This is a genomic window from Homoserinimonas sp., from assembly GCF_056262345.1.
The window spans coordinates 1-12,118 of sequence record NZ_JBACFR010000090.1; the positions used below are offsets into that span (position 1 = coordinate 1).

A 12,118-nucleotide genomic window follows, 5' to 3' on the forward strand; every position below is an offset into this window, starting at 1 on the left:
CGGGGCGGGGGGGGGGTGGGCGGGGCGCGCGCCGCCGGGGGGGGGCCGCGCGCCCCGCCTCGAGTTGGGTTCTTTTTGACGTGCCGGTGGTTCTACTTAGGCATCGTCGAGGCGACGAACTCCGACGAGAACGTCTCGAAGAAGCCGGAGAGCTCCACATCGCCAAGCCCGGCGAAGGCCTCAAGGATGGCCTCAGGGGTGCGCTCGGCAACCTCGTAGCCCTCGTCCTCAAGCACCGAGGTCCAGTAGTCGATGCGGTCGAGGTAGTCCTTGATCGCGCCCTTCGGGTCGGTGACACTCGCGGGAGCACTCGACGCAAGCGCGGCCAGTGCGGCATCGCGCTGCTTCTGAGCGATGGGCTCGAGCTTGCTCACGTCGCTGGTGCGGATCACGTCGCCAGCGGCGATGAGCTCACCGGCTCCAGCCTCGATGTCGAGGTAACCCTCCCAGATGTTGAGTGCAGCGTTTGCCGATTCTTCGTGCACGATCTGCTGGAGTTCGACGGGAAAACTCTCCCAGACGTCGAGGTTCATAACCCAGGTAGAGGCCTGCAGTTGCGCGAACGTTACGGGCACGTACTCCGTGACGATGTCCTTGAGCTGGAGTCCACTCACGAGCTGGTTGGGGTTGATGACCATGCAGTCGATGACGCCGCGCTGAAGGCCTTCATACGCCTCGTTGAAGGCCAGCGAAACGGGCAGCATCCCCAGCGCTTCGAGGGTTCCCGTCCAGGCCGGGCCGCTCGATCGCGCCCGCATGCCCTCGGCCTGGGCCTCGGACTCGATGGGCTTGGTGCACAGAAGGTTGTATGCCGGCGACGACGTGGCCTGCAACACCGTCACATTGTGCGATGCATACTCCTCGACGAGGGGCTCGAAGGTCGTGGAGTTTTCGTAGGATGCTGCGCCGCCGGCGGCAACGTCGTGCACCGTCGATCCGCTGAGCGCGTTGCCGAGCCCCGAAATCCACGAGCCAACGGGCAGCTCCTGCGGGTAGTAGGAGGGGATGATCAGGCCAATGTCGGCGACTCCGTCCCCCACACCCTGGAGGGAATCGGTGGCTCCGAGGAGCGACGCCGACCAGTAGTTCTCGAACGTAATCTTGCCGTCGGTGCGCTCGGTGATCGCGTCCTGCCACTTGACCATCGCCGCACCAAAGTTGGCGGTCTGGTCACCGGAGAAGTCGGCGAGTTTGAGCACGCGAGGCTCAAGCTCGTCGAGCCAGGCCTCACCGCTTGCCTCGCCGGGCTCGGCTGCGCCGCCGGAGCAGGCAACGAGCGCCCCGGCAGCGAGAAGTGCGGTCGTGGTCACGAGGAGCCGTCGCGCCGTGCTGTGTGAAGTGATTCGCATGAAGTTCCCTCTCGTAGGGGGAGGCCGGTTCACCGTGTCCACTGTCGTCACTGACGGCAGCCAAGGCGTCGTTGCCTCTCGCTGATGGTCGGATGAGAGCCGATTGGGGTAACGGGCGCTCGGGCCGAGAATCTTATATTGCTATCTATACAAGTATTTTGACTTAAAGTCGAGGCGCGGAAGGTCACAGGCTAATCACATTCCCGAGCACTCCGCGACGGTCGAATCAGGTCGAGGCGATCTCCTCGAACCACGCAACACTGCGTTCCGCATGAAGCGAGTCACTGGGCATGAGCTCGGGCGTCCGCCCCTCTTTTATCGCGTAGTGCGATGACTTCAGCGCTGCGGCGAGCGCCGCTCTGGCGTCATTCAGCCGCCCTGGTTCTATCTCGTAGAGCGCGAGATAGGGAAGCGCAGACACCTCCCCCCCGTTGCCCTCTGGCACGAAGCGATAGCGCCTAGCGGCGACAAACCCGTCAAGCTCAACGACCTCCGGCAGGTGAACCTCCGAGTACCAGTCATTGAAATCCTGCTCGCGGCCCTCGACCGGTTTGGTATACACGACAAGAATCGATCTATTCATCTCAACCCCTCGATTGTGTAAACATAATAAGCATATAAGCTATTGCATTATCTGGGCATCTCAACGAGGAGTGACATGACACTTGGCAATCGATACTTCGAGAGCGACGTCGTCGACGTCGAGATTCGCGATCGCATCGCCCTCGTGACCCTCAACCGCCCCCGCAGCGCAAACGCCCTCGACGCCGTGCTGATCCGTGACCTCGGCGAACTCTGGCGCACCATTGCCGCCGACAACAGCATCCAGTGCATCGTTCTCACGGGCTCTGGCCGCCACTTCTGCGCCGGAGCCGACATGAGCCTGCTCTCGGCCAACCGGACCGAGGTCGGAAAAGACGCGGATGACGAACTGTCGTTCCTGCCCGGGAACGTGGTCGATGTGCCGGTGATCGTGGCCGTCAACGGAACGTGCGCCGGCGGCGGTCTGCACTTCGTCGCCGACGCCGACATCATCATCGCTGCAGAGAGCGCGACCTTTCTCGACCCCCATGTGAGCGTCGGCCAGGTCAGCGGCATCGAGCCTGTCGAACTCATGACCCTCATGCGCCGCGATCGCGCCGTGCGCATGGCACTTCTCGGTCGCCACGAAGTTGTCGATGCGGCAACGGCGCTCGAGAGCGGGCTCGTCTCCGAGGTACTCACCGCCGAAGCCCTCGTTGATCACGCACTCGACCTCGCAGCCAAGATTTGCACGGGCTCACCCGCTGCCATCCGACACACTCGCCGCGTCATCCGCGCCTTCACCGCCGACTCCGTTCGCGTCTACCGTGACCTCGGTTGGGAGCTCGTGCAGCGGCACTGGGCCCACCCTGACTCGAAGGAGGGACCTGCCGCCTTCGGGGAGAAGAGAGAACCTCGATGGGAGCAGTAACCAACCGCTGGCCGAGCCTCGCAAGCACGCCGGTGGGCGAAAGCCTGCGACAGCGCTGGAGGTCGAGCGGGGCGTGGACCGACGAGACCATCGGCGACCTCCTCGAGCGCAGCGCTCTCGCGTGGCCCGACCGCATCGCCGTGACAACTGCCGATTCCGAATCGACCTTTGGCGAACTGCAGACCAGGTCGTCGGCCATCGCCCGCACCCTGATCGAGGCTGGCGTGCGACACGGCGACGCCGTCTGCTGGATGCTGCCAACGGGGCCGGAGGCCATCGCCGTTGCCTCTGCGATCTGGCGCATCGGCGCCGTGAGCAGCCCTATCGTCCCGCTCTCCGGCGTGAGCGAGATGACCAATATCCTCGATCAGATCCGGCCGCGAGCCATCGTGGCCGCGGCAAGGTTTCGCGGGCGAACGCTGCCAGATGAACTCGACCAGGCCATCCGTGAAACGGGGCTCTCCCCGGTCTCTCGCCTGCTGCTCGGCGGGGCGTCGGTCGGATGGACCGCCGCCGGTGCTGCTGGGCCAGGAGCCGTGCCCACCGGAGTCGAGCCCAGCCATCCTCTCGACCCGTGCCTTGTTCTCTTCACCTCGGGCACAGAATCCGCCGCCAAAGCCGTGTTGCACTCCCCCGCCGCGCTGCACCACGAGCTTCGTTCGACCATCTCCGAGTGGGGCCTCACCTTTCGCGACAGCATGGTCATGGCCTCCCCCATGACGCACATCACCGGCCTGTTGCAGGGGTTTCTCATTCCGGCCCGCGTCGGCGCCAGCGCCGTTCTCATGGACCGATGGGATGCCGCAGAGGGAGTGGAACTGATCGAACGCACCCGCGCCACATATATGGCGGGAGCGGCGCCGTTTCTGCGGGAGCTTCTCGCCGCCTACCGAGCGAGCGGGCGCGATAGCTCCTCCCTGCGCCAGTACTGCTGCGGCGGCGCCGCCGTGACCCCGGAGCTCGTGACGGGCATTGGCGAGTTCGGTGTTTCCGCCTACCGGGCCTGGGGCATGACGGAGCTTCCGACCTCGACCCTCTCCAACGAACTCGACACGCTTGAGCACCGGTCAACGACGGATGGCAGGCTCGCCCCCGGCATTGAGATTCGCACGGTGGACGACAACGGCAGTGTGCTGCCCCACGGCGCGGCCGGCGAACTCCAGCTGCGCGGCCCCGAGATGATGCTGGGCTACGTGCGGCCGGAGCACAACGAGAAGGCGTTCACCGACGACGGGTGGTTCCGCACGGGCGACCTCGGCGCTCTCGGTGACGACGGCTTCGTGCGCATCACGGGTCGGCTCAAGGAGATCATCAACCGCGGCGGCGAAAAGTTCAGCGCCCGCGAGATCGAGGATGCCGTGCTGCGGCACCCCGATATCGGCCAGGCTGCCGTCGTCGCCGTCGCCGATGACAGGTTGGGCGAGCAGATCGGCGTTGCGGTGGTCTCCACACGCACCGACCTCACGATTGCCGAGATTGGGGCTGTCGTCACGGGTGCGGGGCTCTCCCGCTATAAGCAGCCCGAACATCTCATCGTTGTCGACGAACTGCCCACGAACCCGACGGGCAAGACCGATAAGAATCGCGTCGCCGCGCTGTTCTCAGCGCTCGATAGCTAGCGCAGCGGGCCAGGAACATCCGAAGCCCGCCGCGCGCTGCTGAGCAATCTCAGAGTCGCTCGATGATGGTGGCGTTGGCCATGCCGCCGCCCTCGCACATCGTCTGCAGCCCATAACGACCGCCGGTTGCCTCGAGGTAGCCGAGCATCGTCGTGAGCAGCTTGGTGCCCGATGCCCCCAGGGGATGGCCCAGCGCGATAGCCCCGCCGCGGGGGTTGAGCTTGGCAGGGTCTGCCCCGAACTCGGCTGCCCACGCGAGCGGCACCGACGCGAAGGCCTCGTTGACCTCATACGCATCGAGATCGTCGAACGAGAGCCCCGAGCGCTCCAGGATGCGGTGCGTCGCAGGGATCGGACCGGTGAGCATATAGAGCGGGTCATCGCCGACGACCGAGAAGCTGTGGAATCGGGCTCGCGGAGTGAGCCCCAGCTGTGCCGCCATCGACTCGCTCATGATGAGAGCGCCGGATGCCCCATCGGTGAGCGGCGACGAGTTGCCGGGAGTGATCGACCAACCCAGGTCGGGAAAGCGCTCCGCCATCGCGTCGGTGCGGAACGCGGGCTGCAGGCCAGCGAGGCCATCGGCCGTCGTCGTAGCTCGCACCGTCTCGTCGCGGTCGAACAGCGCAGAAGACCCGTCTTCGGCCGTGACGGTAACCGGCAGGATTTCACCGGCGAAGGCACCGCTGTCCATGGCTTCTGCGGCCCTTCTGTGGGACTCGGCCGCGTACTCATCGAGCTGCCGCCGAGAGAAGCCCCACTTGGTGGCGATCAGCTCCGCCGAAACGCCCTGATTCACCAACCCCTCGGGGTAGCGCTCCCGCATCTTCTGACCGTAGGGATGGCCGCCAGCCGAGGCCGCTCCGAGCGGAACCCGGCTCATCGATTCCACGCCACCGGCGATGACGATGTCGTATGCGCCCGCCATCACCCCCTGCGCCGCGAACGTCGCCGCCTGCTGGCTTGACCCGCACTGGCGGTCGATCGTGGCGGAGGGCACGCTCGCGTCGAACCCCGCCGAGAGCAGGGCCGCCCGCCCGATGTTGGAACTCTGGTCGCCGACCTGGCTCACGCATCCGATGAGCACATCGTCGATCTGCCGGGAGTCAAGTCCGTTACGCTCCAGCAGGGCGGAGAGCACCTGGGCGAGCAGATCGGCGGGATGGGTGCCCGAGAGAGCCCCGCCCATTTTTCCTTTGCCGGATGCGGTGCGGATTGCGTCGACGATGACTGCGCTGTGCATGGTGCTCCTTATATAGGTTGTGCCGTGGCGGTGCTCTGCCGCCGATCAGTCGAGAAAGAAGTCCTTCTCTAGTGTCGCGCCGAGTCCCCCGACGGAGTAGTGCGTGAAGTCGGTGATGCCTTCGTCTCGCAGAACATCGTCATCGATGAGCAACTGACCCGTGCGTTTGCCCACCGGGGCGGAGATGATGGCGTGGGCAGCATCCGCCATGATCGCCGGGAACCGAGAGCGCTGGATGACCTCGTCACCGCCCAGCAGATTGCCGACGGCATCCGTGGCAATTGTGGTGCGGGGCCAGAGCGAATTGACGGCGACCCCCCGATCGGCAAACTCCGCGGCGAAGGCGAGCGTCGCGAGGCTCATTCCGTATTTAGACATGAGGTAGCCGGGGAATTCCCCCAACCAGCGCTGCGACTCAAGATTGAGCGGAGGGCTCAGGGTGAGCACATGAGCGCGCTCTGACTGCAGCAGGTGTGGCAGGCAGGCCCGCGTCAGCATGAAGGTGCCCCGCGAGTTGATGTCGTGCATGAGGTCGAACTGCGATGGCGTGAGGTCGAGGGTGCCGAACGGCTTGAGTGCGCTCGCATTGTTGATGCACACGTCGATGCCGCCGAAGGTGGAGACCGCGGCATCCACCGCCTCGGCGATGCTCTCATCCCTGCGGACATCGCCGACCACGGCGAGGGCCCGCCCGCCCGAATCCTCTATCTCGCGGGCCGCATCAAAGATCGTGCCGGTCAACGAGGCCGTCTCGGTGGCGGTCTTGGCGAGCATCACAATGTTGGCGCCGTCGCGAGCGGCGCGCACCGCGATCGCTCGACCTATTCCGCGGCTACCGCCTGACATGACGATCGTCACCCCGGCGAGGGATCCATCCGTGAAGCTCATCTCTTCGCGGCCTTCCGGGCGGAACGTTCGACAAAGGCGCGGATGCGACTCTGCGCATGCGGGGTTGCAGCGGCAGCCGAGATGGTGCGCTGTTCGTCGCTGAGCTGGGCAGAGTATGTGGTCTCGGATGCCGAACGGATGAGCCTTTTGGTCTCCCCCAGGGCAGGACCAGCGGCCGTGACGAGAGAACGGGCGCGTTCGGCAACGGTCGCGTGCAGCGCCTCTGGCGGCACAATCTCCGAAACGATTCCCCACTCTGCGGCCTGCTCCGCCGAAAATGGGCGGCCCGTCGCAGCGAGCGCCAGCGCCCTGTGCAGGCCAAGGGATCGCACCAGAAGGGACGAGACGCCACTGTCGGGGGTGAGACCAACGCCGGCATATGCGGTGAGAAACGACGCCCTGGGGGTGGCGACAATGTAGGCGGCGGTGAGAGCGAGCCCGAGACCGCCGCCCGCTGCCGCGCCGTCGATCGCTGCGATCACAAACACGCGCGATCGACTCATCGCCTCTAACGCCTCGTGCATCGCTCCCGCGAGCTCCTGCAGATACGCTCCGGGATCATCCGCTGTCGCCATCGACGCGACATCTCCGCCCGCGCAGAAGACCGAACCGCGCGCGGCGATCACCATAACTGCGGCACCCGAATCTTCGGCCTCCTCCACCGCGGCGCGCAGTGCTCGCGCGACTCGCAGGTCAACCGCATTGCCCGACTCCGGTCGGTTGAGGGTCACCGTGAGAATGGAACCCTCAAGCTCGAGCTGCACCGCGGCACCCCGCTCGCCCGCGCTCATGTTGCGCTCCACACCGGTGTGCGTTTTTCGATGAACGACATGCTGCCTTCTGCGGCATCCTGCGATGTGAATACGCGGGAAAGCTCCTCGGCCACGAGCTCCCAGGCCCCGGGCTGCCACGTTGTCGAGTGCGCAGCCTCGGCCACGATGCGCTTGCTCGCCTGTACGGCGAGGGGTGCGTTGGCGGCGATTGCCTCCGCGAGCGCCATCGCCGTGTCGAGCACGTCGGCAGCGGCAACGCTCTCGTTGATGAGCCCCCACCGCAGGCCTTCGGCCGCGGTGATGGGTTGCCCCGTGAGCACCATGCGCATCCCGATCTTCTCCGGCAGTTGTTGCGCGATGCGCGGCACCCCGCCGCCCGCGGCGAAGAGGCCGATCGTGACTTCGGGCAACCCCAGCAGGGCATCGTCGGCAGCGACGATGAGGTCGCAGGCGAGGGCCAGCTCAAGGCCCCCGCCAAACGCGTGCCCGTTAACGGCGGCAATCAGCGGCTTAGAACAGAAGTGGCTGACCCATCCGGCAAAACCCCATTCGGGGTGTTCTGCGGGGATCACCGATTCTCCTGCGGCGAACGCTTTGAGATCCTGCCCCGCGCAAAATGCTGCGCCCGTTCCCGTGAGAATTCCTACACGCAGCTCGCGGTCACTCTGCAGAAGTTCGAGTGCCTCTCCGAGCGCCCCGGCGGTCGCGGCGTTGATCGCGTTGCGTGCCTTCGGCCGGTTGATGCGAATGATCAGAACGTGGCCGAGGCGTTCGAGAACGACCTCTGATTCGGGCTCTGTCACTGGGAGTCTCCATTTCTGCGCGGAACACGAATGATGAGTGCGTCACCCTGGCCACCGCCACCGCAGAGTGCTGCGGCGCCGATGCCCCCGCCCCTCCGCTGGAGTTCGAGCGCCAGGTGCAGCACGATGCGGGCGCCGGACATGCCGATCGGATGCCCGATAGCGATTGCCCCGCCATTCACGTTGACCCGCTCCGGGTCGATGCCCAGGGCAGCGACGGAGGCGATGCCAACGGCAGCGAAAGCCTCATTGATTTCGACCAGGTCGAGGTCGGCGGGGGCAATTCCCTCGCGGCGGCAGGCGTCGAGGATGGCGTTGGCCGGTTGATGCTGCAGGGTCGAGTCTGGCCCGGCCACCATTCCGGGCGCCCCAATTTCGGCGATCCAGTCGAGCCCGAGCCGTTCGGCTTCGTCCCTGTTCATAAGCACGACGGCGCACGCACCGTCGGAGATGGGCGACGAGTTGCCCGCGGTCACCGTGCCGTCGGGGCGGAATGCGGGGCGCAGCCGAGAGAGCGTCTCTGGCGTGGTGTCGGCTCGCACCGATTCGTCCCGCTCCACGACCTCGTCGCCGCCGCGCCGCGACACGGTTACCGGCACGATCTCTTCCGCAAAAACTCCGGCGTCATGCGCCGACGCCGCCCTGCGGTGCGACCTGGCGGCGAAGTCATCCTGGGCTCCGCGCGTGAGCGGGTCGGAATCGTTCTGCTGCTCCGTGAGCAACCCCATCGATTGCTTCGTGAATGCATCGAAGAGCCCGTCGATCTCCATATGGTCGGCCATCGTCACCTGGCCGTATTTGTGACCGACCCGGGCATTCTGCAGGTGCGGTGCCCTGCTCATCGACTCCTGCCCCCCGGCGACGACCGTGGTGTGCAGACCGGAGCGGATGTACTGGTCGGCCAGAATGATCGCCTGGATCCCCGAGAGACACACCTTGTTTATGGTCAGCGCCGGCACATGCATCGGCACCCCACCGAGAACGGCCGCCTGCCGGGCGGGCATCTGCCCCGCCCCCGCCGTAAGTACCTGGCCCATAACGACGGCATCGACCTGCGCTCCATTCACTCCCGCGCGCTCCAGGGCGCCGGCAATGGCAAAACCGCCAAGCTCTGTGGCCGCAAAGCCCGAAAGTGAGCCCAGAAGTTTTCCGACGGGGGTTCGTGCGCCAGCAACAAGCACGGTTGGTGTGGTCATCGTCGACCTGCCTTTCAGCGTTGGGAGGTGGGGGGCTTACTGCGGAGCCATCCGCAGCGCGCCGTCCATGCGAACGACCTCGCCGTTGATGTAGTCGTGTTCGACGAGCATCAGCACGAGCTGTGCGTATTCGCTCGGGCGTGCCAGTCGCTGGGGAAACGGAATGCCGGCGGCGAGAGACGCCCCAACCTCCGGGCCGAGCGAAGCAAGCATGGGGGTGTCGACGATGCCGGGGGCGATCGTGTTCACCCGGATGCCCGAGCGGGCCAGATCGCGAGCGGCGGGAACGGTCATGCCCACGACGCCACCTTTGGAGGCAGAGTAGGCGATCTGGCCGATCTGGCCCTCGAACGCTGCGACGGATGCGGTGTTGATGATCACGCCGCGCTGGCCGTTTTCGTCGGCGGACTGCGCCGCGATGACCTCCGACGCCAGGCGAAGAACATTGAATGTGCCGAGCAGATTGACTTCGATCGTCTTGCGAAAGAGGTCGAGCTCGTGAACCCCCTTCGACGAGAGCACGCGGCGGGCCGGGGCGATTCCCGCACAGTTGACCACAAGCCGCAGGGGGCGACCGGTTTCGATCGTTTCCAGTGCCGCGGTGACATCCGCTTCGCTCGTGACGTCGCCCGCCGCGTAGCGAACGCCATCTACGGCCTCGGCCTTGGCGATCTGCGAGGGCAGGTCGAGGCCGAGCACCGAGGCTCCGCGGGCGGCAAGCTCCTTGGCTGTTGCCGCGCCGAGGCCCGATGCGGCCCCCGTGACGACGGCGGTGATTCCTTCGACCTTCATGCTGTTCCCTTCGATTGACTTGCGGATGGCCTATGTACGTACGGCTGGCGCACGGTCCTAGCGCGAAACCTTTCCGGTGAGCGACGCGATCGGCCGCAGAATCACCGGGCGTGCGGCAACCCAGGCTGCGATCATCACCACCACTGAGCCCACGAAGACCCAGAACCCTACCCACGAAATCTCGTCCCGGCCTGCGTACATGTGGTTGAGATTGCGCAGGGCTCCCGTAGCAAATACGAGCGCAACGTGGGTGACGATGAACAGAACGAAGTAGAGCATCACGGGAAAGTGAATGGCCCGGGCGAGCTCGACGGGGTAGACCGCGTTGAGCTTGGTTGCCTTGGCCGGCCAGACCGCCGACATGCGCAGGCCCGTCGCAATCGCGAGAGGGGCCGCGATGAACACGGTCGTGAAGTAGGCGAGCACCTGCAGGCTGTTGTAATTCACCCAGCCGTTCTCCACCGGCCAGTTCATCGACGCATACTGCAGCGCAGCCGACAGCGCATTCGGGATGACCTCCCAGCTCGTGGGCACGATGCGCATCCACTGACCCGTGACAAACAGCAGGACGATGAAGATCACCCCGTTGAGAACCCACAGCGCATCGAGGCTCTGGTGCAGCCACAGATCGAGGCTGATGCGTTTGGGGGCACCCTTCGTGCGCAGCAGCCCAGAGTTGTTGCGGGTCCAGTGCGCCGCAGGGCGCTGCGTGGTGCGCACGAGCCATCCCGTGCGAATGATGAGCACCATGAAAAATGCGTTGAAGAAGTGCTGCCAGCCCAGCCAGGCCGGCAGCCCGACGGGCGCGGAATCCGGGAGATGAGTCTCGCCCGGATACTGTTCAACGAACTCCGCGATCGCGGGGATCTCGCGCATCCATCGCGCGATAAAAATGATCGCCGCAACGCCGACGATGGCAGAGGGCACCGCCCACAGCATCACCTGCCATCGCGATCGCTGGGACTGCTGCAGTGAAGTCATCGCCGTCTCCTCGAGGTGGTTCGCCGCTAGCGGCGCGACTCGATCTCGGCGATCAGGGCGGGCACCACCGTGAAGATGTCGCCAACTACCCCGAAGTCGGCGACGTCGAAGATGGGGGCATCTTCGTCTTTATTGATGGCGACGATGGTTTTTGCCGTCTGCATTCCCGCCCGGTGCTGAATGGCGCCCGAGATTCCCAGAGCGACATAGAGCTCGGGCGACACGGTGACCCCGGTCTGACCGACCTGGCTCGACTGCGGCACATAGCCAGCATCGACTGCGGCTCGGGATGCTCCCACCGCGGCCCCCAGGGCATCCGCGAGCTGACCGACGAGCTCGAAGCCCTCGGCCGAGCCCAGTGCTCGGCCGCCCGAGACCACCTTGCTCGCCGTGCGCAGATCGGGCCGGTCCGACCGCCGCACCTCCTCGCGGGCCTCAACAATCGCGGCGGCAGGCGCCGCGGTGTCGTCGAGTTCAAGCGCCGTGGCCGTTGCCTCGACAGCAGCAGGCTTTGTCTCGGCGGAGCCTTCACGAATCGTGACCACGGCCGGTCGGCCCGAAACGGCCGACTCCGTGGAATAGGCGCCGCCAAAAATCGAATGTGTTGCGATGACGCCCTCAGCCCCCTCGCGAACGGCGACCGCGTCGACCAGGATGCCCGCCCCCAACCGCACGGCTGCGCGCGCGGCGACGGTGCGGCCGCGAACGGTGTTGGCAACAAGAATTGCGGCAGGGCTGTGGAGCGCGGCGGCTGCGGCAATCGCCCGCACCTGGGGTTCGGCTTCCTGCACGCCCGCTTCGGCCGTTTCGGCGATCAGAACTTGTGCAAGCCCAAGGGCGCCAACCTGCTGCGCGGTTGCCGCCGAGGCGCCGGGCGCATCGGCAACAACGCCGATGGGCGTGCCGAGCGTTTGGGCGTGAGCGACGACATCCGAAAGTCCTGGGCGCACCTGGCCGGTCGGGGTGAGTTCAATGGAGACGAGAACAGTTGACATGTGTGTGCCTCTCAGATCAGACGGGC

At 65.8% G+C, this 12,118-nt stretch carries 12 protein-coding genes; 2 read left to right on the plus strand and 10 right to left on the minus strand.

Translation table 11 applies throughout. The features are described 5' to 3' along the window. Positions 1–92: 92 nt before the first annotated feature. The gene (locus AC062T_RS04635) at positions 93–1,349 is read right to left on the minus strand and encodes a C4-dicarboxylate TRAP transporter substrate-binding protein (protein WP_476027839.1); all 1,257 of its coding nucleotides are present in this window, start codon (positions 1,347–1,349) and stop codon (positions 93–95) included. Positions 1,350–1,575: 226 nt separating this feature from the next. Further along, on the minus strand, positions 1,576–1,932 hold the full coding sequence (locus AC062T_RS04640; RefSeq protein ID WP_476027841.1) for a hypothetical protein: 357 nt from the start codon (positions 1,930–1,932) through the stop codon (positions 1,576–1,578). Between the two features lie 75 nt (positions 1,933–2,007). Here AC062T_RS04640 and AC062T_RS04645 point away from each other — a divergent pair, with 75 nt between their 5' ends. Both AC062T_RS04645 and AC062T_RS04650 read left to right on the plus strand, forming a co-directional pair. Next, positions 2,008–2,802 (plus strand): enoyl-CoA hydratase/isomerase family protein, encoded by a 795-nt coding sequence (locus AC062T_RS04645; protein WP_476027843.1) that lies wholly within the window; start codon positions 2,008–2,010, stop codon positions 2,800–2,802. Further along, a complete protein-coding gene (locus tag AC062T_RS04650; protein ID WP_476027845.1) occupies positions 2,790–4,421 on the plus strand; it encodes an AMP-binding protein in 1,632 nt (543 codons plus the stop codon). The genes AC062T_RS04645 and AC062T_RS04650 overlap by 13 nt, the downstream gene beginning before the upstream one ends. Positions 4,422–4,470: 49 nt before the next feature. Here the strand turns inward: AC062T_RS04650 and AC062T_RS04655 are convergent, their stop codons facing one another. Genes AC062T_RS04655 through AC062T_RS04690 form a run of 8 tightly spaced genes read right to left on the minus strand, consistent with a single transcriptional unit; the run spans position 4,471 to position 12,092 of the window. Continuing rightward, positions 4,471–5,664 carry a thiolase family protein gene (locus AC062T_RS04655; RefSeq protein WP_476027847.1) on the minus strand — a complete coding sequence of 398 codons (1,194 nt, stop codon included), beginning with the start codon at positions 5,662–5,664 and terminating at the stop codon, positions 4,471–4,473. A 45-nt stretch (positions 5,665–5,709) separates the two neighbouring features. Then, positions 5,710–6,552, minus strand: a complete 843-nt coding sequence (locus AC062T_RS04660; RefSeq protein ID WP_476027849.1) for an SDR family oxidoreductase — start codon at positions 6,550–6,552, stop codon at positions 5,710–5,712. Further along, positions 6,549–7,343: an enoyl-CoA hydratase/isomerase family protein gene (locus tag AC062T_RS04665; protein WP_476027851.1), complete on the minus strand. Its 795-nt coding sequence runs from the start codon at positions 7,341–7,343 to the stop codon at positions 6,549–6,551. Before AC062T_RS04665 ends, AC062T_RS04660 begins: the two co-directional genes overlap by 4 nt. Next, positions 7,340–8,128 carry a crotonase/enoyl-CoA hydratase family protein gene (locus AC062T_RS04670; RefSeq protein WP_476027853.1) on the minus strand — a complete coding sequence of 263 codons (789 nt, stop codon included), beginning with the start codon at positions 8,126–8,128 and terminating at the stop codon, positions 7,340–7,342. The genes AC062T_RS04665 and AC062T_RS04670 overlap by 4 nt, the downstream gene beginning before the upstream one ends. After that, complete coding sequence (locus AC062T_RS04675; protein ID WP_476027855.1) at positions 8,125–9,324, minus strand: acetyl-CoA C-acetyltransferase; 1,200 nt, start codon at positions 9,322–9,324, stop codon at positions 8,125–8,127. The genes AC062T_RS04670 and AC062T_RS04675 overlap by 4 nt, the downstream gene beginning before the upstream one ends. Before the next feature lie 36 nt (positions 9,325–9,360). Beyond that, positions 9,361–10,116, minus strand: a complete 756-nt coding sequence (locus AC062T_RS04680) for an SDR family NAD(P)-dependent oxidoreductase (RefSeq protein WP_476027857.1) — start codon at positions 10,114–10,116, stop codon at positions 9,361–9,363. 57 nt (positions 10,117–10,173) lie between these two features. Continuing rightward, complete coding sequence (locus tag AC062T_RS04685; RefSeq protein ID WP_476027859.1) at positions 10,174–11,097, minus strand: cytochrome b/b6 domain-containing protein; 924 nt, start codon at positions 11,095–11,097, stop codon at positions 10,174–10,176. A gap of 26 nt (positions 11,098–11,123) precedes the next feature. Next, entirely contained in the window at positions 11,124–12,092 is a 969-nt protein-coding gene (locus AC062T_RS04690; RefSeq protein WP_476027861.1) for an electron transfer flavoprotein subunit alpha/FixB family protein, read from the minus strand. Positions 12,093–12,118 lie beyond the last annotated feature (26 nt).

Excerpts from the sequence above, each read along its gene's own strand:
- AC062T_RS04635 (WP_476027839.1), bottom strand. The coding sequence starts at position 1,349 with ATGCGAATCACTTCACACAGCACGGCGCGACGGCTCCTCGTGACCACG.
- AC062T_RS04640 (WP_476027841.1), bottom strand. The coding sequence starts at position 1,932 with ATGAATAGATCGATTCTTGTCGTGTATACCAAACCGGTCGAGGGCCGC.
- AC062T_RS04645 (WP_476027843.1), top strand. The coding sequence starts at position 2,008 with ATGACACTTGGCAATCGATACTTCGAGAGCGACGTCGTCGACGTCGAG.
- AC062T_RS04650 (WP_476027845.1), top strand. The coding sequence starts at position 2,790 with ATGGGAGCAGTAACCAACCGCTGGCCGAGCCTCGCAAGCACGCCGGTG.
- AC062T_RS04655 (WP_476027847.1), bottom strand. The coding sequence starts at position 5,664 with ATGCACAGCGCAGTCATCGTCGACGCAATCCGCACCGCATCCGGCAAA.
- AC062T_RS04660 (WP_476027849.1), bottom strand. The coding sequence starts at position 6,552 with ATGAGCTTCACGGATGGATCCCTCGCCGGGGTGACGATCGTCATGTCA.
- AC062T_RS04665 (WP_476027851.1), bottom strand. The coding sequence starts at position 7,343 with ATGAGCGCGGGCGAGCGGGGTGCCGCGGTGCAGCTCGAGCTTGAGGGT.
- AC062T_RS04675 (WP_476027855.1), bottom strand. The coding sequence starts at position 9,324 with ATGACCACACCAACCGTGCTTGTTGCTGGCGCACGAACCCCCGTCGGA.
- AC062T_RS04680 (WP_476027857.1), bottom strand. The coding sequence starts at position 10,116 with ATGAAGGTCGAAGGAATCACCGCCGTCGTCACGGGGGCCGCATCGGGC.
- AC062T_RS04685 (WP_476027859.1), bottom strand. The coding sequence starts at position 11,097 with ATGACTTCACTGCAGCAGTCCCAGCGATCGCGATGGCAGGTGATGCTG.
- AC062T_RS04690 (WP_476027861.1), bottom strand. The coding sequence starts at position 12,092 with ATGTCAACTGTTCTCGTCTCCATTGAACTCACCCCGACCGGCCAGGTG.